General features: G+C 66.6%; 22 protein-coding genes. 13 read left to right on the top strand and 9 right to left on the bottom strand.

Annotated features, from left to right (window positions below; genetic code table 11):
* Window positions 1-10 precede the first annotated feature (10 nt).
* Window positions 11-649, bottom strand: coding sequence for a heme oxygenase (biliverdin-producing) (locus tag LJ362_RS12465; RefSeq protein WP_264799363.1), 639 nt, complete (start codon window positions 647-649; stop codon window positions 11-13).
* A gap of 155 nt (window positions 650-804) precedes the next feature.
* Here LJ362_RS12465 and LJ362_RS12460 point away from each other — a divergent pair, with 155 nt between their 5' ends.
* Genes LJ362_RS12460 through LJ362_RS12445 form a run of 4 tightly spaced genes read left to right on the top strand, consistent with a single transcriptional unit; the run spans window position 805 to window position 3,932 of the window.
* Window positions 805-1,752 (top strand): aldo/keto reductase, encoded by a 948-nt coding sequence (locus LJ362_RS12460; protein WP_264799362.1) that lies wholly within the window; start codon window positions 805-807, stop codon window positions 1,750-1,752.
* On the top strand, window positions 1,749-2,276 hold the full coding sequence (locus tag LJ362_RS12455; RefSeq protein ID WP_264799361.1) for a hypothetical protein: 528 nt from the start codon (window positions 1,749-1,751) through the stop codon (window positions 2,274-2,276). The genes LJ362_RS12460 and LJ362_RS12455 overlap by 4 nt, the downstream gene beginning before the upstream one ends.
* The gene (gene tsaD, locus LJ362_RS12450) at window positions 2,273-3,352 is read left to right on the top strand and encodes a tRNA (adenosine(37)-N6)-threonylcarbamoyltransferase complex transferase subunit TsaD (protein WP_264799359.1); all 1,080 of its coding nucleotides are present in this window, start codon (window positions 2,273-2,275) and stop codon (window positions 3,350-3,352) included. Before LJ362_RS12455 ends, tsaD begins: the two co-directional genes overlap by 4 nt.
* Window positions 3,339-3,932 (top strand): NUDIX domain-containing protein, encoded by a 594-nt coding sequence (locus LJ362_RS12445; RefSeq protein ID WP_264799358.1) that lies wholly within the window; start codon window positions 3,339-3,341, stop codon window positions 3,930-3,932. Before tsaD ends, LJ362_RS12445 begins: the two co-directional genes overlap by 14 nt.
* Before the next feature lie 180 nt (window positions 3,933-4,112).
* On the opposite strand, the gene LJ362_RS12440 is transcribed toward LJ362_RS12445, so the two are convergent.
* From LJ362_RS12440 to LJ362_RS12425, 4 genes are all read right to left on the bottom strand, one after another.
* Window positions 4,113-5,240, bottom strand: a complete 1,128-nt coding sequence (locus LJ362_RS12440; protein ID WP_264799356.1) for a glutamate--cysteine ligase — start codon at window positions 5,238-5,240, stop codon at window positions 4,113-4,115.
* Between the two features lie 145 nt (window positions 5,241-5,385).
* Entirely contained in the window at window positions 5,386-6,483 is a 1,098-nt protein-coding gene (locus LJ362_RS12435) for an ABC transporter ATP-binding protein (protein ID WP_264799354.1), read from the bottom strand.
* Window positions 6,484-6,488: 5 nt separating this feature from the next.
* Window positions 6,489-8,180 carry a xylulokinase gene (locus tag LJ362_RS12430; RefSeq protein ID WP_264799353.1) on the bottom strand — a complete coding sequence of 564 codons (1,692 nt, stop codon included), beginning with the start codon at window positions 8,178-8,180 and terminating at the stop codon, window positions 6,489-6,491.
* The gene (locus LJ362_RS12425; RefSeq protein ID WP_264799352.1) at window positions 8,177-9,190 is read right to left on the bottom strand and encodes a sugar-binding domain-containing protein; all 1,014 of its coding nucleotides are present in this window, start codon (window positions 9,188-9,190) and stop codon (window positions 8,177-8,179) included. Before LJ362_RS12425 ends, LJ362_RS12430 begins: the two co-directional genes overlap by 4 nt.
* Before the next feature lie 130 nt (window positions 9,191-9,320).
* Here LJ362_RS12425 and LJ362_RS12420 point away from each other — a divergent pair, with 130 nt between their 5' ends.
* The 5 genes from LJ362_RS12420 to LJ362_RS12400 all read left to right on the top strand — a co-directional run bounded on the left by LJ362_RS12420 (window position 9,321) and on the right by LJ362_RS12400 (window position 15,868).
* Window positions 9,321-10,679: an ABC transporter substrate-binding protein gene (locus tag LJ362_RS12420; protein WP_264799351.1), complete on the top strand. Its 1,359-nt coding sequence runs from the start codon at window positions 9,321-9,323 to the stop codon at window positions 10,677-10,679.
* 110 nt (window positions 10,680-10,789) lie between these two features.
* Window positions 10,790-11,731 carry a carbohydrate ABC transporter permease gene (locus tag LJ362_RS12415; protein ID WP_264799350.1) on the top strand — a complete coding sequence of 314 codons (942 nt, stop codon included), beginning with the start codon at window positions 10,790-10,792 and terminating at the stop codon, window positions 11,729-11,731.
* Window positions 11,728-12,681 (top strand): carbohydrate ABC transporter permease, encoded by a 954-nt coding sequence (locus tag LJ362_RS12410; RefSeq protein ID WP_264799349.1) that lies wholly within the window; start codon window positions 11,728-11,730, stop codon window positions 12,679-12,681. The genes LJ362_RS12415 and LJ362_RS12410 overlap by 4 nt, the downstream gene beginning before the upstream one ends.
* Window positions 12,678-14,192, top strand: a complete 1,515-nt coding sequence (locus tag LJ362_RS12405) for a mannitol dehydrogenase family protein (protein WP_264799348.1) — start codon at window positions 12,678-12,680, stop codon at window positions 14,190-14,192. The genes LJ362_RS12410 and LJ362_RS12405 overlap by 4 nt, the downstream gene beginning before the upstream one ends.
* Before the next feature lie 38 nt (window positions 14,193-14,230).
* Entirely contained in the window at window positions 14,231-15,868 is a 1,638-nt protein-coding gene (locus tag LJ362_RS12400) for a glycoside hydrolase family 3 N-terminal domain-containing protein (protein ID WP_264799347.1), read from the top strand.
* A 107-nt stretch (window positions 15,869-15,975) separates the two neighbouring features.
* Here the strand turns inward: LJ362_RS12400 and LJ362_RS12395 are convergent, their stop codons facing one another.
* From LJ362_RS12395 to LJ362_RS12385, 3 genes are all read right to left on the bottom strand, one after another.
* Window positions 15,976-16,875, bottom strand: coding sequence for a C40 family peptidase (locus LJ362_RS12395; RefSeq protein WP_264799346.1), 900 nt, complete (start codon window positions 16,873-16,875; stop codon window positions 15,976-15,978).
* A 510-nt stretch (window positions 16,876-17,385) separates the two neighbouring features.
* Window positions 17,386-18,102 carry a sulfurtransferase gene (locus LJ362_RS12390; protein WP_320109123.1) on the bottom strand — a complete coding sequence of 239 codons (717 nt, stop codon included), beginning with the start codon at window positions 18,100-18,102 and terminating at the stop codon, window positions 17,386-17,388.
* A 46-nt stretch (window positions 18,103-18,148) separates the two neighbouring features.
* Window positions 18,149-19,366, bottom strand: a complete 1,218-nt coding sequence (locus tag LJ362_RS12385) for a class I SAM-dependent methyltransferase (RefSeq protein WP_264799345.1) — start codon at window positions 19,364-19,366, stop codon at window positions 18,149-18,151.
* A 115-nt stretch (window positions 19,367-19,481) separates the two neighbouring features.
* Here LJ362_RS12385 and rsmA point away from each other — a divergent pair, with 115 nt between their 5' ends.
* From rsmA to LJ362_RS12365, 4 genes are all read left to right on the top strand, one after another.
* Window positions 19,482-20,441: a 16S rRNA (adenine(1518)-N(6)/adenine(1519)-N(6))-dimethyltransferase RsmA gene (rsmA, locus tag LJ362_RS12380; RefSeq protein ID WP_264799344.1), complete on the top strand. Its 960-nt coding sequence runs from the start codon at window positions 19,482-19,484 to the stop codon at window positions 20,439-20,441.
* Window positions 20,438-21,385: a 4-(cytidine 5'-diphospho)-2-C-methyl-D-erythritol kinase gene (locus tag LJ362_RS12375; protein WP_264799343.1), complete on the top strand. Its 948-nt coding sequence runs from the start codon at window positions 20,438-20,440 to the stop codon at window positions 21,383-21,385. Before rsmA ends, LJ362_RS12375 begins: the two co-directional genes overlap by 4 nt.
* A 45-nt stretch (window positions 21,386-21,430) precedes the next feature.
* Window positions 21,431-21,631: a hypothetical protein gene (locus LJ362_RS12370; protein ID WP_320109175.1), complete on the top strand. Its 201-nt coding sequence runs from the start codon at window positions 21,431-21,433 to the stop codon at window positions 21,629-21,631.
* A 188-nt stretch (window positions 21,632-21,819) separates the two neighbouring features.
* Window positions 21,820-22,962: an aminotransferase class V-fold PLP-dependent enzyme gene (locus LJ362_RS12365; protein ID WP_264799341.1), complete on the top strand. Its 1,143-nt coding sequence runs from the start codon at window positions 21,820-21,822 to the stop codon at window positions 22,960-22,962.
* A 444-nt stretch (window positions 22,963-23,406) separates the two neighbouring features.
* Here LJ362_RS12365 and LJ362_RS12360 read toward each other — a convergent pair whose 3' ends face one another.
* Window positions 23,407-24,456: a homocysteine S-methyltransferase family protein gene (locus LJ362_RS12360; protein WP_264799340.1), complete on the bottom strand. Its 1,050-nt coding sequence runs from the start codon at window positions 24,454-24,456 to the stop codon at window positions 23,407-23,409.
* Between the last annotated feature and the right edge of the window lie 140 nt (window positions 24,457-24,596).

The following is a 24,596-nucleotide window of genomic DNA, read 5'->3' as shown; positions in this document are numbered from 1 at the left end:
AAGTCGCGCCCTAGGGCACCGGAACCGCGCGACTCTCGGTCGCCTCGGTGAGGTCGACGAGCAGCGCTCCGTTGAGTCGGAATGCCTCCATCGTCTCGTTGACGACGATCTGCTCGTCACCGCCGGTCGCTGCAACCTGGTCGAGGAGTCGGCGGTAGGCGTCCTTGTACGGCTTCGTCTTGCCGAGCTCGGCGAAGTCCCACATCGTCAGCGAGGTCGCCGGCAGACTGTAGTGTCGGCCCATAAGGGTGCCGATCGCCTGACCGCCGGAGAGGTCGCCGAGGTAGCGCGTGTAGTGGTGGGCGATGACCTGTTCTGCCCGTTCGAGCCCCGCCAGGTGCGCGGCATAGGCGGTGGCACTGGGCATGACCGGCAGCCCGGTGCCGTCGAGCGCGGCCAGGTCAGCGGCGATGCGGTCGGCTCGGAACAGATGAGCGTCGAAGAACGGCGTGAAGATCGGATCATCGGCGAACTCCCGTGACTTGGACTCGAGCACGCTGTAGATGACGTCGTACTGCTTGAGCAGGAGAGCGTAGGCCCTTGCGTCGAGGCGTCCTTCCATGAGGTCGACCATGAACGTGGTGTGCTCGACCTCGTCGTGGATGGTGGCAGTGCTTGCCTTGAGGCGAGCGGAGAACTGTTCATACATGATGTTTCCTTGGGGGAGTGCGGCCAACCGAATGCTGGTTCGCCGCCGAGGCGGTGTGATCGGCATCATTGCGTATCTATAGCTTAGCCTAACCTGAGTTCCGAGAGGTGGTCCTGCCCCGAAGCCGTGGAGGTCAAACGGGTAGTCTGGAGGGCATGACACGTGTGCAATTGGCAGATACCGATCTCTTCGTCCACCCTCTTCAGCTGGGCGGCAATCCCTTCGGCTGGGGTGCGGATCGGGATCAGAGCTTCGCTGTTCTCGATGCTTACGCCGAGGCCGGCGGAAACTTCATCGACACCGCCGATGCGTACTCGGCCTGGGTCGAGGGGAACTCGGGCGGGGAATCCGAGACGATCATCGGGGAATGGATGAAGGCTCGCGGCAACCGCGACGAGATGGTCATCGCCACCAAGGTCGGCATGCATCCCAAGCGCATGGGCCTTGACCCGGCGAATATCCGCATCGCCGTCGACGACTCCCTGCGCCGGCTCGGCACCGACCACATCGACGTCTACTACGCCCACAGAGACGATGACGACGTCGACCAGGTTGCCGTCGCCGAGACCTTCGACGCGCTCGTCCGCTCCGGCAAAGTCAGCTACCTCGGGGCATCGAACTTCAGCCTCGAACGACTGCAGAAGGCCCGGAAGATCTCGACGAAGTTCTCTTTGGCCTGCTACCGAGTCGTCCAAGACCGGTTCAACCTCGTTTCCCGCGCCGCGGTCGATCCGCAGAAGCAGGCGTACCTGCGCTCTGAGGGCATCGCCGAACTGCCCTTCCACTCACTGGCCTCCGGGTTCCTCACCGGCAAGCACACCGGGGGCGACGCCACAGGCAGCGTCCGCGGTGACCGGGTGGCCGATTTCGTCGACGACCAGAAGGCCCTCGGTGCGCTCGAAGTCCTCCACGATGTCGCCGCCGATCACGGGGCGACGATGACGGCCACGGCCATCGCCTGGCAGCTCACTCACGATTTCATCCCCTCGACGATCGCCTCGGCGCGCGTGCCCGAACAGCTCACCGAGCTGCTGGCCGGAACCGAGATGCAGCTGAGTCCTGATGAGAAGGCTGCCCTCGACGGCGCCTGGGTGGAAGCATGAGTGGGACCAGCCCGCGCCTGGTCACCTGGGAGAACGGCACCGATCTCGTCATCGAGCTGCTCCTCGAACGTGACGTCGAAACCGTGTGGAACGCACTGACCGATTCCGATGGTGTGCGGACATGGTTCGCGCCGTTCCGCCTCGGCGAGGACGGAGAGACGCGCACGATCACGTTCGCGCTCGAGGACATCGATCTGAATGGATCTGTCCTCAGCTGCGAGGACTTCGATCACGTGCTGCTCGAACTCGACGACTTCGGAGTGCTCGGTCTCCGCCTGCTGCCGATCGAGGGGGAGACCGGTCAGGAGACCCTGCTCGTGTTCACTCATACCGCGCCTGATGCCGAGACCGCCCGCGGTCAGGCCGCCGAGGTGGGGCCGATGTGGGACACGCATCTGCGCCTGTTCGCCCGCACCCTCGGCATCGACATCGCCGAGGTGACCGAACCCGAACTCGTCGCCACCTATTCCGACCTCGACCTCGAAAGCGCAGAGACTGCGGACGGCACGGAGGGCGAGGCATGAGCGAACCGCTCGTCCTGGGCATCGAATCCTCGTGCGACGAAACCGGGGTCGGCATCGTCCGCGGACGCACACTGCTGACGAACACCGTGTCCTCGTCGATGGACGAGCACGTCCGCTTCGGCGGAGTCGTGCCGGAAGTCGCCTCCCGCGCGCATGTGCAGGCCATCGGCCCGGCCATCGCCTCTGCCTGTGAGACCGCCGAGGTGGAGCTGTCCGACATCGACGCCGTCGCCGTGACCGCCGGACCTGGTCTCTCCGGTGCACTCATGGTCGGGGTCGGCGCGGCCAAAGGGCTGGCCGCGGCGCTGGGCAAACCGCTGTACGGGGTGAACCATCTGGCCGCGCATGTGGCCGTCGACCTCGTCGCCGAGGATGTCGACGGTTTGACCACTCCGACCATCGCTCTGCTCGTCTCCGGTGGGCACACCGAGATTCTGCGCATCGGCGACGTCGTCGAGGACATCGAACTCCTCGGAGCCACCATCGACGATGCCGCAGGTGAGGCCTTCGACAAGACGGCGCGCCTGCTGGGGCTCAACTATCCCGGCGGACCGAATATCTCGAAGGCTGCTCTCGGCCTGCTCGACGGCACCGGGATCCCCGGCGACCGGAAGGCAGTGAAGTTCCCGCGCGGACTCGCGAAGAAGCAGGACCTGCGCGACCCCGAGCGTCGGTATAATTTCTCGTTCTCCGGGCTGAAGACCGCAGCCCTGCGTGAGGTGACGAAAGCCGAGACTCGCGGTGCGGACCTGCGGGTGGCCGATATCGCCGCCGGGTTCGAAGACGCCGTCGTCGACGTGCTCGTGACCAAGACTCTGCTCGCTGCGGCCGACACAGGTATCAACCACGTCGTCCTCGGCGGTGGAGTGGCCGCGAACTCGCACCTGCGTGAAGTGCTCGCAGACCGCTGCGCCGAGGCGGGCGTGACGCTGCGGGTGCCGCCGCTGAAACTGTGCACGGATAACGGAGCCATGGTCGCAGCACTCGGTGCGGAGCTCGTCTCCCGCGGAATCGGACCGAGCGACCTGTCCTTCGCCGCCGTCTCCTCTTTGGATGTCGATCATGTCCTCGTCTGAAAACGATCCGAATGTTGCCGCAGGTGCTGCCTCCGAAAGCGCAACTTCCGACAGCGCCGCCGAGCAGAATGCACAGGCGGCGAACTCCACGCGCCTGCCCGACGGTCGGCCGCCTCGGCGATCAGGTGACGGGTGGACGTACGGGGCCGATGGGAAGAAGCATTGGGGCCTCAACGGGGCAGCGGGGCTCATGCTCGTCGATCCCGAGCGCGGAGTGCTCATGCAGCACCGGGCGCTGTGGTCGGTCGAGGGCGGGACCTGGGGATTCCCCGGCGGCGCCCGCGATATGGGCGAGTCGGCGGTCGAGGCCGCTGTCCGTGAGTCTTGGGAAGAGGCCGGGGTGCCTGACCAGGACGGATCGGGCATCGAGATCCTCGAGACGCACGTCCTCGACCTGGACACTTGGTCGTACACGACGGTGATCGCGAAGACCCTGCGCCGCTTCGACGCGGTCATCAACGACCCCGAGAGCATCCAGCTGGCGTGGGTGCCGCTGGACGACCTCAACGACTACGAACTGCATCCGGGAGTCGCCTCCGCGCTGCCGGCGCTGCTGGAGCTGCTCCGACCTCACTTGTGAGTGGGCGCCCGCCTGCCTGCTGCCGAGAAACGGGTGGAGTGTCGAAAAACGGGTGCGCACGTGCGTTTCTCGACACTCCACCCGTGTCTCGATGAAGCAGGACTCACAATCTGGTCAGCAATAGATACTTTCGGCGCGGGAACCGCCGCGGATCGACCCAACAAATCGAGGAAAGAGGTGTCAGCTGTAGGAGTTGCGGAGGTCGCCGATGAGCGAGCGGGTCACCTCGGTGAGTGAACCCGTGGTGCCGAAGACCTTCTGCAGGCGCTGGTAAGGCACGCCGCGTTCGATGATCGAGGTGATCGAGTGCAGCTCGTCGACACAGCCGAGGCGTTCGGCGACGGGCGAGAGCCGCTCGATCTCATCGGCGAGGCATTCGGTGACGAGACGCTCGTCGGCCGCGGCGTTCTCGATGATGATCGCGTCCATGCCGTAGCGGGCGGCGCGCCATTTGTTCTCGTTGTGGAACCAATCGGGCATCGTCGGCAGGGTCTCACCGGCGTCGAGGCGCTCGGACATGTCATCGACGAGGCACTGGATGAACGCAGTGACCGCGAGGATCTCCTCAAGCGTCGGCAGTCCGTCGCAGACACGGACCTCGACGGTGCCCCAGTGCGGTGCGGGGCGGATGTCCCAGCGGATCTCGTTGATGTTGTCGATGATGCCGGTGGTGAGCATATCGTCGACGTACTTCTCGTAGTCCGCCCACGCATCGAACTGGAACGGCAGACCGGCCGTCGGCAGCTGTTGGAACATCATCGCCCGGTTCGAGGCATAGCCGGTGTCCGTGCCTCCCCAGAACGGAGACGACGCGGACAGTGCCTGCAGGTGCGGGACATAGGCGAGCAGTGCGTTGACGATCGGCAGCACCTTGTCGCGCGAGTCGATGCCGACGTGGACGTGGACACCGAAGATCAGCATGTTCCGGCCCCACCACTGGGTGCGATCGACGAGTTCGAGATAACGGTCCTTCGCCCGGACCTCCTGCGACTGCCACTGCGCGAACGGGTGGGTGCCCGCCGACATGAGTTCGACACCGCGTGCCTCGGTCAGCTTCCGCAGCGCCCCGATCGAGGTGGCCAGATCCTCAGCGACGGTCGACACCTGGCTGTGCACGCCGGTGACGAGCTCGATGGTGTTCGTCAGCATCTCTCCGACGATGTGCTTCTCGTATTCGGGCGCATGCTCGGCCACATCCGCCAACAGAGTCTCGGCGGCCGGGGTCAGATCCAGGCTGCGAGAATCCAGCAGAGCCAGTTCCCACTCGACACCGAGGGTGGAGCGGGGAGAGCGTGCGAAATCGACCATGATCCGATCATAATCGCGCACGCCCGATTCCCCTGACTCAGCGGCGACTTTCGAGCTGTGTGATGCCCCGCATCCCCGCCGAGGCGGCCCCACCCTCCCGGGGTGCGCTCGCCTTCGTCGCCCCGCCGGTCACGCGGCGCACCGATCACGCGGCGCGGCGTGCGTCCTCGGCCAATCGGCTGCCCGAATCGGTGTCGAAGAGGTGCAGGCGCGCCGCATCGGGAGCGACGCGCACGGTGTCCCCGCGACGGATCGTCGACCGACCGGCGACACGCGCCACGACCGTCTTCTCGCCCGAGGCCAGGACTGCTCGACCGTGGACGTAGGCATCGGCGCCGAGCTCCTCGACGAGATCGACGGTGACCTCGAGGCCTTGCGTCTCGGTGACCTGCAGATCCTCCGGGCGGATGCCGACGGTGACCGTCTCACCGGTGACCTGGTCCCGCTGCTGCGCAGTCAGGGACAGCTCGACATCGCCGAGGCGCAGCGACGTGCCCTCGACCGGCACGTCGACGAGGTTCATCGCCGGCGAGCCCATGAAGCCCGCGACGAAGAGGTTCGCCGGTCGGTCGTAGAGGTTCGCCGGAGTGTCCACCTGCTGCAGGCGGCCGTCGGCGAGGACCGCGACCCGGTCGCCCATCGTCATCGCCTCGACCTGATCGTGGGTGACGTAGACGGTGGTGACGCCGAGGCGGCGGGTCAGGGAGGCGATCTGCGCGCGGGTCTGCACCCGCAGCTTCGCATCGAGGTTCGACAGCGGCTCGTCCATGAGGAAGACCTGCGGGGACCGGACGATGGCACGCCCCATCGCCACTCGCTGTCGCTGCCCGCCGGACAGCGCCTTCGGTTTGCGGTCGAGGTACGGCTCCAGGTCGAGCAGGCGGGCTGCCTCCTCGACGCGCTGATCGCGTTCCTGCTTGGCGACTCCCGCGATCTTCAGGGCAAAGGCCATGTTCTCGCGCACGCTCATATGCGGGTAGAGCGCATAGTTCTGGAACACCATCGCAATATCGCGTTCCCTGGGGGAGAGGTCCGTGACATCGTGGTCGCCGATGCGGATGTGCCCGGAATCGACGGGTTCGAGCCCGGCGAGCATGCGCAGGGTCGTCGACTTCCCGCAGCCCGAGGGGCCGACGAGGACGAGGAACTCCCCGTCGGCGATGTCGAGGCTGACCTCGTCGACGGAGGGCTTGAGTGCCTCGGGGTATTGACGAAGTGCTTTGTCGAAGGTGACTGTGGCCATTGTTCTCAACCTTTCACGGATGCGTGCGCACCCGAAGATCCACGGTGATCGGTCAGTGATTGATCGGACGATGAGCGTTGGGAGGAAGAGAGCTCGGACGATGAGCGTTCGGTCATAGAGGGTTCTGACGAAGTTGTTTCGGACGTCGTGTGGCCCGGCGAGACGGTGTTTGCCGTCTGCTGTGCAGCCGTCTGCGCCGCAAAGAACCGGTACTGCTGACGCACCCGCGATGGCCGCGGATGCAGAGTGGCGACGAGCTCGACGCTCCAGTCCGGCAGGCTCCCCGACAGCGTCCACGCCGCCTGCCGGGCCGCACCGATGGCAACGTATTCGGCTTGCTCGGGAACGTCGATGGGCACGGTGAAGATATCGCGGGCGACCTCACGGACGGCAGGATTGCGTGCCGCCCCGCCGATGAGGAGCAGCCGTCCGGCCTCCAGCCCCTGCGCCTGCACCGCATCGAGCCCGTCGGCCAGACCGCACAGCATTCCCTCGACGAAGGCACGGGCGACGTTCTCCGCCGCGGAGTTCGCCAAGGTCATCCCCTCGAGGCGGGCCGTGGCATCGGGCAGGTTCGGGGTGCGCTCGCCCTCGAAGTACGGCACGAGCGTGAGCCCGTCCGCTCCCGGCCGAGATGCCAGCGCGAGGGCCGCGAGTTCGTCGTGGCTGACCCGCAGCAGCTTCGCCGCCGAATCGAGGACGCGGGCGGCGTTGAGCGTGGCGACCAGCGGCAGGCGCCCGCCGTCGGCCGAGGCGAAACCGGCGACCGCGCCGGACGAATCGGCGATGGGCAGGTCGGTGGTGCCGAAGACCGTGCCGGACGTTCCGATCGAGATGACGAGATCCCCCGAGGTGACCCCGAGTCCCAGCGCCGCGGCCGCATTGTCGCCGGCCCCGGGGCCCACGAGGATTTCGTCCGGGCTGTGCCCGGCCGCCTCGTTGGGGGCGAGGACGCGGGGAAGGATGATCGCCGAGGCGGCTTGCCCGTCCCCGTCCCCGTCCACGTCCGGTGATTCCGCCTCCACGTCCGTATCCGCGGCGCACGGCAGGCCCGCAGCCTCACGGGCGGGCGCACCGAAGGCGATGCGGAAGAGATCGAGATCGTAGCCAGGAGCGGAAGGGTCGAAGTAGGCAGTGCCGCTGGCGTCGGATGCGTCGGTGACCAGAGCCTCGAGCACAGGACCGCGGACGGAGACGTCGGCAGGGCCGTAGCCGAGAAAGCGCCAGCTCAGCCAGTCATGCGGCAGGGCGACGGCGGCGACCCGGGCGGCATTGTCCGGTTCGGCATCGCGCAGCCACCGCAGTTTGGCGGCGGTGAAGGAGGCGACGGGCAGGACCCCGGTGCGTGCGACATAGTCGGCGGCTCCGACCTCGGCGATGAGGTCTCTGGCAGCGACCTTGCTGCGCAGATCGTTCCACAGCAGGGCATCGCGGATGACGCGGCCCTCGGCGTCGAGGGCGACGAGTCCATGCTGCTGACCGCTGATGCTCAGCCCCGCGACATCGTCGAGTCCGCCGGCAGCCGCGATCGCCTCCTGCAGGGCCGTCCACCAAGCTTCGGGATCGACCTCGGTGCCGGGAGGGTGCGGAGCCGAACCGGTGCGGATGATGTCACCGGAGTCCGGATCGGCGATGACGACCTTGCAGCTCTGGGTCGAAGAGTCGACACCGGCGACGAACCTGCGAGCCGTGCTCATCGGAACTCCTCCTCAGCTGGCGCGGCACCGGGGTCGGCCGCCTCGGCGAGGATCTCATCGGCCAACGCACGGTCGATGACCGCGATATCGAGGATCCCGGCGGCACAGGCGGCACGGACCGCGCGGGCGCGCTCGGCTCCACGGGCGACTCCCACGGTCGTCGAAGCGCGGCGGAGCTGATCGAGGGTGACGGCGATGACGCGATCGTCGATCGTGGTGACATCGGTTCCGTCGGCGGCGAAGAGACGTCCGGACACCTCGGCGATGGCACCGTCGGCGATGCCGGCCTGACGCTGGGCGGGGGAGCACTTCTCCCACACCGAGGACAGACCTTCGGCCCAGGAGGCCACGGAGACCACGGCGAGGTCGAGGTCATCGGCGGCGGCCAAGGTCCCGGAGATCTCGGGCAGGGCCCGCAGGTCAGCGGCGGTTCCGGCCTCTGTGACAAGCAGCGGGGCAGGCAGGCGGACCATGCTCACGGCTGGATCCTGACCCAGCCGGGTGAAGATCTCCGAGCTGGGACGGTGCGATTCCAGCTGCAGCGCCCCGGCGAGCTGGACGATCGTGCAGCGGGGCAGGGCCGGGGTGAACGCGGCCGCGGAATCCAAGGTGCGCGACCAGGACAGGCCGATGCGCATCCCCGCATGGGCGTGGCGGCCGACCAGCGACAGCGCGGCTCGACCCATCTGCTGGGAGGCCTGGGTCTCGTCGGGGATGTCGACGATGATGACCGAGTCGAGGCCGAGCGCTGCGGCAGCCTGCTCGGCCAGGCCATCGGCTTCACCGGCATCGGCTTCGATGGTGATGGTCACGACTCCGGTGTCGACGGCCTCTTGGAGGAGGCGGGCGACCTGGAACCGGCTGAGCCCGTTCGCCTTGCCGATCTCGACCTTGGACCGCCCCTCGAGGTAGTGATCGCGGGCCAGCTGTGCGAGGAAGCGGCGGTGGCGGGCGGTGGGCACCGTGGACATGGGCCTCCCTTCGGCGTCGACGACTTTGTGTTCGCTCATATGTGAAGTGTTGCACATCTGATTGGTTCGTGACACAGTATTGCACATATGAGCACAGATGCTCATATGATTTTCTCGCAGCGAACCGACGGCGGGCTGCGATCCCGCAAGGACGAGGGAAGGCACAACGATGAAACACCTGATCACGGGCCGGAGAGCCACCTGGGCGGCCATCGGCATGGTGGGAGCACTGGCATTGTCCGGCTGCGGTGGTGCCGGCGGCAGCTCGGCCGGGGGCGGCGGCGACGAAGTCAACGTCCTCATGGTCAACAACCCGCAGATGCAGGACCTGCAGAAGCTCACGGCCGACCACTTCACCAAGGAAACGGGCATCAAGGTCAACTACACCGTGCTGCCGGAGAACGAAGTGCGGGCGAAGATCGGCCAGGAGTTCGCCGCTCAGGCCGGCAACTACGACGTCGCCTCGATGTCGAACTACGAGATCCCGACCTACGCGAAGAACAAGTGGCTGACGCCCATGGACGAAGGCGTCGTCGATGCCGAGGGCTTCGACCAGGACGACATCCTCGCGCCGATGGCCGAGTCGATGACGGTCGACGACCAGGTCTATGGTGAGCCGTTCTACGGTGAGGGCTCGTTCCTCATGTACCGCACGGACATCTTCGACAAGGCAGGCGTGGAGATGCCGGAGAAGCCGACCTGGGACGAAGTCGCGAAGCTCGCGGCGAAGGTCGACGGTGCCGAGAAGGGCACGAAGGGCATCTGCCTGCGCGGACTGCCCGGTTGGGGTGAGATGTTCGCTCCGCTGACGACAGTGGTCAACACCTTCGGCGGAACCTGGTTCGACGAAGACTGGAACGCACAGGTCGATTCCAAGGAATTCAAGGAAGCCACGAACTTCTACGTCGACCTCATCAAGGACCACGGCGAATCCGGTGCCCCGCAGGCCGGCTACACCGAGTGCCTGACCAACCTGCAGCAGGGCAAGGTCGCCATGTGGTACGACTCGACGGCCGCCACCGGAACCCTCGAGGCCGACGACTCTCCCGTCAAGGGCAAGATCGGCTACGTCGCGGCGCCGGTGAAGGAGACGGAGTCGAGCTCCTGGCTCTACACCTGGGCATGGGGCATCCAGGCCGCAGGCAAGAACCAGGACGCGGCGAAGCAGTTCGTCGCCTGGGCCTCGTCGAAGGACTACGAGGAGACCGTCGCCGAGGAGCTCGGCTGGCAGCACGTGCCGGCCGGCAAGCGGACCTCGACCTACGAGAACCCCGAGTACCAGAAGGCCGCGAAGCCCTTCTACCAGCAGACCGAGGACGCCATCAACTCGGCTGATCCGGTCAGCCCCGGAGTCCAGCCGCGGCCGACGCTGGGAGTCCAGTTCGTGACGATCCCCGAATTCGCGGACCTCGCCACGGGCATCTCCGAAGACGTCAGCTCCGCTATCGCCGGTCGCACCACGGCCGATGCGGCCCTGGAGAAAGGTCAGAAGGAAGCCGAGAAGGTCGGAGACAAGTACAAGAAATGACCGAGCGCCTCGGGGCGGGTGGCGATCGCCCTCCCCGAGGCGGCCCCGGCCCGTCCGCACCGCCTCCTGACCGCACCACCGCCTGACCGCAACCACCCGCCTGACGAAGGATGTTCGAAGTGTCAGCTCCAGCCGCCGAGCGTGCATCGCAGCCGATCTCGCCGCCGAAACCCCGTGCCAAGGACCGATGGCTCAAACGCGCGCCCATGCTGCCGGCGCTGATCTTCGTCATCCTCGTCACTCAGATCCCGTTCGCGATCACGATCATCATCTCGTTCATGAACTGGAACGCCGCCTACCCCGATGACATCAGCTTCGGGACGCTGCAGAACTATGTCACCGTCTTCACCGATGCGAACCTGCTCAAGGCCGTCATCGTCACCGTCGGGCTCACGGTCGGCGTCGTGCTGGCCTCGGCTCTGCTGGGCCTGGGCATCGCCCTGCTGCTCGATCGGAAGTTCATCGGCCGCGGTCTCGTCCGCACCCTGATGATCACCCCGTTCCTCGTCGTCCCCGTCGCCGCCGCGCTGCTGTTCAAGCACGCGATCTTCAACCCCTCGTACGGCCTCATCAACGGACTGCTGACCACCGTGTTCGGGGAGAACGCCCCGCAGCCGGACCTCATGACCTCGAACCCGCTGCTGGGCATCGGGATCGTCCTCGTCTGGCAGTGGACGCCGTTCATGATGCTCATCATGCTCGCCGGACTGCAGTCACGACCCATGGACGTCTACGAGGCGGCCCTCGTCGACGGCGCCGGACCCTGGCAGACCTTCCGCTTCATCACCCTGCCCCACCTGCGCCGATACATCGAACTCGCCGCACTGCTGGGCACCATCTACATCGTCCAGAACTTCGACATGGTCTTCACCATGACTTCCGGAGGACTCGGCACCGCCACCCTGCCGTACGTCATCTACCAGGAGTTCTTCGTCGCTCAGGACTACGGAGTCGCCTCCGCCGTCGGCGTCATCGTCGTCATCGCCTCCCTCATCACCGCGACCTTCGCCCTGCGCACCGCATCGACCCTGCTCAAGGAGGAGAACTCATGAGCACCCCCGACCTCACCGTCGACGCCCACCCCGCACCCGGGGTGACCCCCACCCCGACCGAACCGGGCGGACCCGGATCCGCACAGCCGCCTCGGCGAAAGGCGAACGCACCGAGGCGGCCCGGCCAAGGGCGGGCGGGCAAGATCCTGCTCGGCCTGTTGGCCTGGTTCGTCGGACTCCTGTTCGTCTCACCCCTGCTGTGGATGCTGCTGACCAGCCTGCACGCGGAGACCGACGCCTCGACGAATCCGCCGAGCTACTTCGCTCCGCTGACGCTGGAGTCCTTCGTCAACTTCTTCGGCGGCGGCAACGGCGCGAGCCCGTGGCCGTTCCTCATCAACTCAGCGGTCGCCGCGATCGTCTCGACCCTCATCGTCCTCGTCCTCTCCACGATGGCTGCATACTCACTGGCGATCCGCCGCATCGAACGCTGGTCGGACGTGCTGTTCTTCCTCCTGTCGACGAAGATGCTGCCGATGGTCGCGGGCCTCCTGCCCGTCTACCTCGTCGCGAAATCCTTCGGCATCCTCGACACCTGGCTGCTGCTCATCATCATCTACTCGGCGATGAACATGCCGATCGCGGTGTGGATGATGCGCTCCTTCCTCGCCGAGGTGCCCGTCGAAGTCCTCGAAGCCGCCGAACTCGACGGCGCCCGCCTGCCGCGTGTATTCATGCAGATCCTGCTGCCGCTGACCGCGCCCGGACTGGCCGCGACCGCCCTGATCTGCTTCATCTTCTCGTGGAACGAACTCCTCTTCGCCACCGTGCTCACCTCCACGGCGGCGTCGACGGCCCCCGTGTTCCTCACCAGCTTCGTCACCTCCCAGGGACTGTTCCTGGCGCAGGTGTGCGCGGCGTCGCTCATCATCTCCGTGCCCGTGCTCGTGGCCGGAATCGCCGCCCAGGACAAACTCGTCCAGGGCCTGTCCATGGGAGCCGTCAAATGACCGCATCGACCACCGCGCTGACACTCAATGCCCAGAACCTCGCCGAGGTGGCCGACCACGGCATCGCCGTCCCCTCCTATGATCGGTCGGCCGTGAGCCCCGGCATCGTCCACTTCGGAGTGGGCGGATTCCACCGCGCGCACATGGCGATGGTCCTCGACGACCTGCTTGGGGCTGGGCTCGCCAGCGACTGGGGGATCGTCGGAGCCGGGGTGCTGCCCCACGACGTGGCCATGCGCGATGCTCTCGCCGACCAGGACCACCTGTACACGCTGACGCTCAAACACGCCGATGGAACCAAGGAGCGTCGGGTGATCGGGTCGATCATCGACTACCGGTTCGGGCCCGATGATCCGCAGGGACTGCTCGACCTGCTCACCGATAAGGCGATCCGGATCGTCTCCCTGACCGTCACCGAGGGCGGATACAACGTCAACCCCATCACCGGAGAGTTCATCACCGATGAGCCGACGATCGTCGCCGATGTCGAAGCCGTGAGGGCAGGGGAGCTGCCGGCCACCGTCTTCGGCTATGTCGTCTCCGCTCTGCGCGCACGGCGGGAGGCCGGAGTCGCACCGTTCACCGTGCAGTCGTGCGACAACATCTCGGAGAACGGCGATGTGGCGGCGAAGATGTTCTCTGCCTTCGCTCGCCTCGTCGATGCCGAACTTGCCGAATGGATCGCCGAGTCAGTGGCGTTCCCGAACTCGATGGTCGATCGCATCACCCCAGCCACCACCGACGGCGACCGGGCCGACCTGCTCGCCGACACGGGCGTCACCGATGCCTGGCCGGTCGTCGCCGAGCCCTTCTTCCAATGGGTGCTCGAGGACGATTTCACCTCTGGCCGTCCTCCCTATGAAGAGGCCGGGGTGCAGGTCGTCGACGATGTGCAGCCCTATGAGCACATGAAGCTGCGGCTGCTCAACTCCGGGCATCAGGGGCTCGCGTACTTCGGTCTCCTCGGCGGGTACACCTTCGCCCATGAGGCGATGGCGAACTCGGACATCCCCGTCTACCTGCGCCGATACATGGACGAGGAAGGCACACCGAGCCTGGCGCCGCTGCCCGGAATCGACCTGGACGCCTACAAGGACTCGCTCATCGAACGGTTCAGCAACCCGGAGATCCGCGACACCCTCGCCCGCCTCGGCGCAGAGTCGTCCGACCGGATCCCCAAATGGCTGCTGCCGGTCGTCAAGGACAACCTCGCCTCGGGCCGCCCGATCGAGGTGGCCGCGGCGATCTGCGCCTCGTGGGCTCGGTATGCCGAAGGGCATGACGAATCCGGCGGTCGGTTCACCATCGTCGACCGCTATGCCGACGAACTGCAGGCGGTTGCCGCGACACAGGGAGAGGACCCGCTGGCCTTCGTCCGGCAGGAACAGTTCTTCGGTCCGCTGGCCGAGGAGCCGAGGTTCACCGAACCGTATCTCAAGGCACTGACATCGCTGCACGAACGAGGAGCGAAGGAGACCGCCCGCCGCCTGGCCGCTCACGAAGAACTCTGAACAGGCGGCAAGCTGGCGGGAACGTCTAGCATGGAGACATGTTGCGTTCTCGCCTGAGCCTCCTGGCCCTGACCACGACTCTCGCGCTCGTCGGCTGTTCCGGCGGAGCGTCAGCGCCCGAATCCTCCACGGCCGGACAGAAGTCCTCTGCCGATTCCGGTTCTCAGACCCAAGCGCAGTCCGAAGCCCAGACCGAATCTTCCCTGGACAACCCCGCCGATGCCGATCCGGCCGACTTCAAGGACGAGGCCGCGGACATCGTCGGCGACTTCACCGACGAGGAACTGGCCGGGTCCCTCATCATCGGCACCTGGGAAGGCACCGACACGCAGACCCCGGTGGACATGATCAAGCAGAACCACCTCGGCGGGGTCATCGTCATGGGCTACAACCTGCAGGAGAACCCGACGAAGGACCAGGTCACGGAACTGACTGGTCAGATCTCCGCGGCACGGTCGAAGGGTCAGCCCGTATCGATCGGCGTGGATCAGGAAGGCGGACCGGTGTCACGCCTCGGCACCGCAGCGCTGCCGTTCCCGCCGCTCATGGGCCTGGCCGCGACCGATGATTCCGATCTCATCACCGACGCCACGACCGTGCAGGGGCAGAACCTCACCGATCTGGGCTTCACCATCGACTTCGCTCCGGACTCCGACGTCACGGTCGGGCCGAAGGACAAAGCGATCAACGTCCGCTCGGGCGGCACCGACCACGAGGATGTCGCCGAGGTCGTCGCCGACGCCGTCGAGGGATACCGGTCAGGTGGGGTGTCGAGTTCGGCGAAGCATTTCCCGGGTCACGGCCGCCTCGGCGTGGATTCGCACGAGAGCCTGCCGGTGTCGGAGAAGTCGATCGAGGAGATGGAGGACACGGATCTCCTGCCGTTCAAGTCCGCGGTCAAGGCAGGGGTGCCGATGGTGATGATGGGGCATATCGGGCTGCCCGATGCGAAGACGACGCCCGCGACCCTGAACAAGAAGGCGTACTCGGCGCTGCGGGAGACTCTCGACTATGACGGTGTCATCACCACGGACGCGCTGAACATGAAGGCCGTGCCGCAGAACCTCAACGGCGGAGAGACGGTCAAGGCGCTCGCCGCTGGAGCCGATATCGCTCTCATGCCCCCGGACTCCGGTGCGGCACAGAAGGCGATCGTCCAGGCGATGGGGGACGGGACACTGGAGAAGAAAGACCTCGTCGAGAAGTCCGAACGCGTCGTCGCCGCACAGCTGGCCACCGTCGAGGCTCAGAAGAGCGTGCAGGCCGGGGACTCGGATGCGAAGGATCCGAAGAAGGTCCTCACCGAGGTGGCTGACAAGTCGCTGACCGTGCTCAAGGGCGAATGCTCCTTCACCGGGACCGATTCGATCTCGATCGTCGGCGGCAGCGATAAGGAGAAGTCGGCGCTGAAGGAAGCAGCCGAGGCCGAGGACCTCACCGTCGGATCCGGTGGAACCTCCGTGAGTCTGAGCCCGTCGACCTCCGCCGAGGTGGCCGTAGGCACCGCTGCTCCGTGGACGATGCGCAGCACCGCGGCGAAGTCTGCGGTGACCGCATACGATTCGAACCCGTACGCACTGCGGGCCGTGGCGAAGTGGCTGAAAGGCGACCTCGAGGCATCGGGTCAGCTGCCTGCCGAATACGACGGCAGCGACAATGCTCCCGAATGCGGGTGATCAGACGGTTGTGCTCATGGTGGTGAACGAGCGGCGCACATAAGAGATCCCCTCGCCAGCACTGTGCCGACGAGGGGATCTCTGTGTGTTCGGTTCCGGGGTGGGGCTCAGAGCACGCGGATGTACTGCGCGCCCTGCTGGGTCATCCAATCGACGCTGCGGTAGCTGGTGTCGACCGAAGTGTTGCCGGCGTCGTACATCTTGCCGTCGCCGGCGTAGATGCCGACGTGGCCCGGCGACCAGATGATATCTCCGGCCTTCGCCTCGGAGGCCGAGACGATCTGCCCGGCGCCCTTCTGCGCCGAAGACGTGCGCGGCAGGTCCACGCCCACCTTGCCGTAGACGAATGAGGTGTAGCCGGAGCAGTCCCAGCCGCTGGGTGAAGTTCCGCCCATCACATAAGGCGTGCCGACGTACTGTTTCGCGATGGCGATGACCTGCTCGGCCTTCGATCCGTCCGGGACCTTGACGTCCCCGGATCCCGAGTCCGCGCCGTCGTCCTTGCTCTTGTCGTCACCCGAATCGGAGCCCTCATCGCCGGTGCCGGCGGAGTCATCGTCGGAGTTCTCGCTCGGCTCCTCTTCCGGCTCTTCAGCGGGGGCCGGCTCGGCGACGGGCGTCTCCGGCTCCTCCTTCGGCTCGGGCTTCGGCTTCGGTTTGGGCTTCGGCTTGGGGGCGGCTTCGGCGGTGACGACGTCCGTGTCGACGGTGACTTCAGCCTCCTGATCGCCCATCTTCGAGGCACCGCCGGCATCGATGGTCGGTGTCTGGTTCTTGAATTCGACCGGTGCCTGCTTCTCTGACTCGGCTGCGACCTTCGCCTCGTCGTCGGCTCCCTGCCCGGCGGCGGGGAGAACCGCTGCGGTGAGCAGTCCGCCGCTGGCGGCGACGACTGCGGCACGGCGACCGAATGCGCCGGAGTTCGCTGCGAGCAGTTCGCTCAGTTCGGTCAGTGGTTTCTTGGCCTTGGCGTTCGCGGCGCGGCGGCCATGCTGCTTAGATGCCACGATTTCCTCTCGTTGCCTGTCTGAGTGTGACGATGTCCTCCACTGTAACGAATTCGTGATCTTCTGTCACGTTTTTGTTACAAAAGGATTCGCAAGCAGATTCGAGAGCAAAATTGCTGGTCAGAGGGCTGGGTCTGACGGGAATGGCTGGTGGAGGGCCACAGCTCCGCCTGATTGCGACTGTGATTCAGTGCGCAGTCTCAGCCTTGAATAACGTTTCGTGACATTCGCGAAGTGTGATTCTTGGGTCGATCCGCGGCGTTTTCCACGCTCGAACCACCGTGGATCGACCCAAGAATGCCGGATAATGCTGACGGCGCGGGATCACGTACGGATGCGGTGGTGTGCGCGGTTGCGGTGGTGACTGTACGTCAGGCCCTGGTGGAGACTGTGTGTCAGGCCCCGGTTTCGACCGGTCGTCCGGATCGGATGACCAACCGGACCAGCTCGCGGGGTAGAGGCTGGCCTCGACGCCCAGGGTCGCCAGCGCCAGAGCGTTGTGGCAGGCGGTCACCCCCGAACCGCAGTACACGCCGACGGGACCATCGAGGGCACCCAGGTCGTCGAAACGTTCGCGCAGCAGCGCCTCGGGCAGGAACGTCCCCGCGGGACGTTGTCCGTGGCCGGGGCGCTCTTCGCCCCGGGAATGTGACCGGCCTGCGGATCGAGCGGTTCGGTCTCTCCGCGGAAGCGCTCACCGGCGCGGGCGTCGAGCAGGACTCCATCGAATCCAGCGGCCGCCTCGGCGTCGATGACTGGCAGCTGTCCCGGGCTGATCTCCACGGCACTCGGTGCGACCTCGGGGGAGTCGCCGGTCTCGAGCGTCCCGCCGGCGTCACGGAACGCGGCGAGCCCGCCGTCGAGGACCCGTGCGCTCAGTCCGGCCCAGCGCAGCAGCCACCAGGCCCGGGCCGCGCCGAGGGAGGAGTTGTCGTCATAGACCACGACCTCGGTGCCTTCGTCGATGCCCCAGGAACGCACCGTCTCTCGGAAGGCGTCGGGGCTCGGCAGCGGGTGGCGACCGGCGGTCGGATCGGTGGTGCCGTGGTCGGCGAGCTCCGTGTCGAGATCGACATAGAGGGCACCGGGGATGTGTCCGGCGGCGAAGTCGTCGCGGCCATCGGGTTTCGGCAGGGTCCAGCGGACGTCGAGCAGCCTCGGCGCTGGGGAGTCGGCCATTCGGGTGAGCAGTTCATCGGCACTGATGAGAACGTCGGAGCGGGACAATTCGATCTCCTTTGGGGCAGATATCTTCACGGGCAGGTTGAAAGCCTCACATCGGTTGGGTGAGCAGCACGACGTGCTTATCGCCGAGCCGGGTGAATACGAGTGTGGCTTTGTCGCCCGTGGGCAGTTTGAGTTGGCGTCGGACCTGGTCGGGCACGATGTCGGCACCGCGTTTCTTGATCACGACCGAGCCGATTCCGCGAGAGATGAGCTCCTTGCGCAGGCTCGGGATCTTCGCGGGCAGAACGTCGACGACCTCGTAGGCGGTGACACCTGCGGCGGCCGGGCCGTTCGGTTCGACATCGGTGGTCAGATACGCGATCTTCGGGTGGAGTCGGCGGGCCTGCAGCGGCGCGCACAGGGCCGCGACGAGTCCGGCACGCACGATCGCGCCGTCGGGTTCGAGCAGATATTTCCCGAGATCCCCGATGCCCGGCTCGTCCTCGTGCGGCAGGTTGTCCTCATGGACGAGGAGGGCGCGTTCGCCCATGACGAGGGCCCCGCGGCCGGGTCGCTGCCGGGCCGTACCGAAGTAGAGGCAGACCTCGACGACCTCGCCGTTATGGGAGACCCACTGAGCTTCGGCATCGTCGGGAACGAGGTCGTGGTCGAGCGCCGGGCCGAGTTTCACCCCGGCCGCCTTCGCCGCACCCGCCTGCTCGATCACCCATGACAGAGAGGGGGAGAACGCCTCGGGGTCGGTGATGCGGGCGGTCGATCCGCGCTTGTCGGCCTTGCCGACGGTCCGCCGGGCCGGATCGAACCAGAGGGCATCGAATCCGCCGAGGTCGACCTCCTCGGCGCGTGCGTGTTCGACGGCGGCATCGGGCAGATGACGGAGGTTGAAGGCAGCGATGGCGGCGGTGACCTCGTCGGCATCGACGGCCGAGACCTGCGCGCCCATTCCGGCGAAGGCGACCGAATCCGCGCCGATCCCGCATCCGAGATCGGCGATGCGGAACGACTCGCCCTCGGCCACGTCGCCGATGAGGCGACGCGCATGATGAGCGGCGACCGGCAGCCGCGTGGCCTGGGCCAGCCCGTCACGGGTGAAGAGCATATCCTCGGCGAAGGGACCGAGCTTCGCTGCCGCCTCCTGGCGCAGCCGAGCCTGAGTGAGCAGGGCCGCGGTCACCTCGGCGGAGTAGCCCTCCTTGCGCAGAGCCGTGGATCGGGCGAGCTCATCGCCTGCGAGGTCGTCGATGCGGTCGAGACGTTCGAGGACGGCGACGTCGAGCAGTTCGGTCAGTGTCTGCGGATCCATAGGCTTCACCCTATCGTCTGCACGGTGAGGCATACCCCTCGCCGAGGCGGTCCACCCGAACCGCCGCGCCGCTGAGGTGATTGTGACGGCTGGGTGGTGCGGTAAGTTGTTGGCTGTGACGTTATTGACCGCCCGCGATATCCGCGAATTAGCCGCTGACATCGATCTGCGCCCAACGAAGCAGAAGGGCCAGAACTTCGTCATCGACCCCAATACCGTGCGCTCGATCGTCACCGCCGCAGGTCTCGAAGAGAACTCGAACGTCGTCGAAATCGGTCCGGGACTCGGTTCGCTCACCCTCGGCCTGCTCGAAGCAGGTCACAGGGTCACCGCGGTCGAGATCGACGAACTGCTCGCGCAGAAGCTGCCGAGCACCGTCGACAGGTTCGCCGGCAGTGAAGCCCCGTTCCAGCTGGTCAACGCCGATGCACTCCGCGTCACGACGCTGACCACGCCGCAGCACACCACCGAACCCGCGACCGACAAGCCCGATGCCGGCGAGAATCGACCCGACGCCCTCGTGGCGAACCTGCCCTACAACGTGGCCGTGCCCGTGCTGCTGCACTTTCTCGAGACCTTCCCGAGCCTGACCACTGTCCTCGTCATGGTCCAGCTCGAAGTCGCCGAACGCCTCGCCGCCGCACCCGGCTCCCGCACCTACGGCGTCCCCAGCGTCAAGGCCCAGTGGTACGGGGACGTGCAGCTGGCGGGCAAGATCGGGAAGAACGTGTTCTGGCCGGCACCGAACATCGACTCCGGACTAGTCCGCATCGACGTCACCCGCACCGACCGCGACCCGGCCGTGCGCAGCCGCCTCTTCACCCTCATCGACGCCGCCTTCGCCCAGCGCCGCAAGACCCTGCGCGCAGCCCTGTCCGGGTGGGCCGGCAGTCCCCAGCAGTCCGAAGATCTGCTGACAGCTGCCGGAATCGACCCGAAGACCCGCGGCGAGGCGCTCACCGTCGCCGACTTCCAACGACTCGCCGCCGTTGCCGTCGACGGAAACGGAGCCGGTGACTCCTCCGTCAGCGACGCCTCCGCACCGGCCGCGCCCGCCGAGGATCCCTCACCATGACCGTCCCGCTGCATCCGCGCATGACGATCCCGGCCCCAGTGAAAGTGCAGGCGCCGGGAAAGATCAACATTCACCTCGGTGTGGGGGCGGCGAACGACGGATATCACGAGCTCGCGACCGTATTCCAAGCGCTCAACCTCGGCGAGACCCTCACCCTCATTCCGGGCGGGACACGAACGATCATCGTCCAGGGCCGCTACGCGGATGCCGCGGTTCCACGCGATGACTCGAACTTCGCCAGACGTGCCGTCGACCTCCTCATCACCGCGCTCGAAGGCGACCGTGACGTCGGCGTGCTGCGCGACCTCGACATCGTCATCGACAAGCAGGTGCCCGTGGCCGGCGGAATGGGCGGGGGATCGTCCGACGCGGCCGCCGCCCTCGTCGGAGCAGCCCACCTCGTCGGCGGAGTCGATGAGACGATCCTCCACGAATGCGCGGTCGCCGTCGGAGCCGATGTCGCATTCCTCCTGCTCGGGGGCACGGCCATCGGCCACGGTCGCGGGGAGAAGCTGAGCCCCGTGCTCACCCGCGGAACCTTCCACTGGGTGATGGCCACCTCGGCGTCGCCCCTGCCCACCCCGGATGTCTATGCTCGTTTCGACGAACTCAATCCCGAACCGGCGCCCGCGACGGTCCCCGATCAGGTGCTCACGGCGCTCGCCGCCGGCGAACCGGACTCGCTGGCGGAATTCGCGGCGAACGACCTCACCGAGGCGGCCGTGTCCTTCATGCCCGAAATCGCCGAGGTGATGGAGGCCGGCCGGGACGCCGGAGCCGTCCTGCCCCTGCTCAGCGGATCGGGGCCGACCATCGGATTCCTCGCCCGTGACGCCCACCACGCCCTCGACCTCGCCGTGCTCCTGCAGGCCACGAGAGGCGTCAACGAAGCGCTGCGCACCACCGGGCCCGCCCCCGGAGCGCATATCGTGGACGAACGCTGACCGTCCAAATCGGGCCCGGAGAATCGCGGCAGGCCCGATGAAACGCTGCGCGACCCGCTCATCACCGAGGAGAGCGGCAAGGCTCTGCTGCCGGGCAAGGGGATGGCCTATGTCCAGGGCTTCCATGCGATCGCGGTGGGGGCGGTCGAACCCGGTTGGGGCATCGACCTCGGGGCGCTCGCAGGAATCTGGCGGGCCGGGTGTATCATCCTGGCCGAGCATGATCGCTTGGGTTCGCACACCTGAGTGCGCACTGAGCGTCCCGGGACCTTCCATACGTTGTGGTCGGGGGATCGCATCGAAGTCGAAGTCTGATCGTCGGGCCGCCTCGGTGACGGGGCACCTGACCGAATGGGCCGCCTCGGCGAGGGTCACTGCGGTCTCACTGATCGGCTCCGGTGGCCCGGATGGCGGACTGTCGATATGTTAGAGCCATGACTTTGCCACACGAAGATGTTGACCCGGACGGACTGCTCGAATACTCGGTGGTCTTCACCGACCGATCGCTCAACCACATGTCGCAGCGGTTCGTGTCCGTGATGCAGGAGATCAACCGGATCCTGCGCTCGGCCTACGATGCCGATTCCGCTGCCATCGTCCCCGGCGGCGGCAGCTACGCCATGGAATCCGTTGCCCGTCAGGTCGCCACCGGCAAGAAGGCGCTGATCGTGCGCAACGGTCTGTTCTCCTTCCGCTGGTCGCAGATCCTCGACGCCGGAGCCATCGCCTCGGAGACGACCGTGCTCAAGGCCTCCCCGGACAGCGCCGAGCACCAGTCGCCGTGGTCACCGGCCCCCATCGCCGAGGTGGTCGCCGCCATCGAGCGCGAGAAGCCCGCTGTCGTGTTCGCTCCCCACGTCGAAACCGCCTCGGGGATGATCCTGCCCGGTGACTACGTCCGCCAGGTTTCCGAGGCCGTGCACGCGGTCGGCGGAATCTTCGTTCTCGACTGCATCGCCTCGGGCGCGGTGTGGGCGTCGATGAGCGACCTCGGGGTCGATGTGCTCATCTCCGCTCCGCAGAAGGGCTGGAGCGGATCGCCGTGCGCCGGCTACGTCATGCTCAGCAAGGCCGGCCGCGCCGCCGTGGAGGCATCGACCTCGACGAGCTTCGCGATGGACCTGAAGAAGTGGCTGTTCATCGCCGACGAATACGAAGAAGGCCGTGCGCCGTACCACGCGACGATGCCCACCGATGCTCTCGCGCACAATGCCAAGCTCATGGCCGAGAGTGAGGAGCGCGGCTTGGACAAGCTCGCCGCTGCGCAGGCCGAACTCGGACAGCGCGTGCGCGCGGTCTTCGCCGAACGCGGACTGCCCTCGGTGGCTTCGGACGAGTTCGCCTCGCCGAGCGTGGTCGTCGTCCACACCGACAACCCGAAGCTCGCCACCGGCGCCGGCTTCAAGGAAGTCGGCGTGCAGATCGCTGCCGGCGTGCCGCTGCAGTGCGATGAACCCGAGGACTTCTCGAGCTTCCGCATCGGCCTGTTCGGACTCGACAAGCTCGGCGACATCGACGGCACGATCTCGCGCCTCGAGGCTGCTCTCGACTCGATCGGCGTGACCGCCGAAGCCTGAGCATCACGCACCGTAACCGGCACTGCCTACAGGCAGAACGCTGGGAAGCATCACGCACCGACAGTGCCACTGCCTACCGGTAGTCGCAACACATACAATCAGCGCCATAACCTCCCGTTCCTGCGAGGGGTTATGGCGCTGACTGTATGTGGTGGCCCTGACGGTGAGGGGTGCTCAGAACCCTCGTCCGCCGAGCGGTGAGCAATGCTCACTCGTCTCCGGACACGGAAATCGGTTGAGGTCACATTTCGGAAGCAGTCGCCGCGGGTACTGAACGGTCTCGCGCGGCTCTTGTGCCTGAAGTGTCGGGTCGATCCACGGTGGTTTCCGACTTCAGAACACCGCGGATCGACCCAACAATGCAGATGGCCGGTGCTCTGTGGCCCGCGGCGCCCTTCCCACGGCATGCGTGGACAGCCGCGTGCAACGCCTCCTCGGCGCGCCTCAGGCAGTGTCTCCCAGGGCGACGACGTTGTCGGCGAGCCGTTCGTTGCTGCCGTACATGAAGTGGTTGGCCATGTTCTCGGAGAAGCGGCTGGCATCGGTGGTCAGTCCGACCGCCTCGGCAACCTCGCGGATGTGCATCGGGGTCGCTCCGCAGCACACTCCGATGTAGTTGACGCCCAGGTCAAAGGCTTCCTTGGCGAACGCGCCGATCTCGTAGCGGTTGGTCTGCAGGGGATCAAGAGCGGTGGGGAACGTGCGTCCGTGCGGGGAGGCCACCTCGGCGCGGGGGTCGGAGAGGTTGAAGAACGTCGGCTCCTCCTCCGTGGTGCGGTAGGGGATCGGCAGGGCGCCGACGTGACAGGACACGGACGCGCGGATCTCCTTGAGCCACGGCAGCATCGTCGCGGGACCGCGGAAGCAGTTGAGGCCGACGACGTCGACGCCGAGCTGCTCGAGGCGCTGCGCGGTCTCGACGATCCCGACCCCGTCGGCCATCTCCTGGAAGGCCATCGGGGCGAGGGTGAGGACGACGGGCAGGCCGCTGACCCTGGCGATCTCGGCGGCCGCGATGGCCTCACCGGCGAAGTAGAAGGTCTCGCCGATGATGAGGTCGGCACCTTCCTCGACCGCCCAGGCGACCGTTTCGGCGAACATCGCCCGCACCTCGGCCTGCTTGGACTCGTCGGCGGGGTCCCAGATGTTCGAGTTCGAGATGTTGCCGGCCATGAAGTTCCCGGGCTTGGCGTCGGCGACGGACCGGGCGATCTGGAGGGCGGCGCGGTTGAGCGGTTCGAGCAGATCTTCCTTGCCGATCACGCGCATCTTCTCGCGGTGCCCGTTGTAGGTGAAGGCCTCGACGATGTCGGAGCCGGCTCGCTGGAAGTCGACGTGGAGGGAGCGCAGGGCGTCGGGGAATTCGAGGGCCACCTCGGGGACGAACTCGCCGGCGGACAGATATCCGCGCTTCTCGAGCTCGAACAGGAAGCCTTCCGCGCAGATCACGGGGCCGGCGTCGAGGCGTTGGGTCAGGGCGTTGGTCGCGGTCATGGATGCTCTCCGATTCGATGATGTAGTCGAGCCCGGGCGAGCGGCCCGAACCTGGGTATCACACCATCAAGCGGCGCAACGAGGTCCGTCACATCGACATAAATCGACGCTGATCGCCACGAAAGGACACGATCTACGCC

The sequence above is a fragment of the Brevibacterium sp. JSBI002 genome (assembly GCF_026013965.1).
Classification (GTDB): Bacteria; Actinomycetota; Actinomycetes; order Actinomycetales; family Brevibacteriaceae; genus Brevibacterium.
Note: the sequence above shows the minus strand (reverse complement) of the source record. Positions and strands in the feature narration are given on the sequence as shown.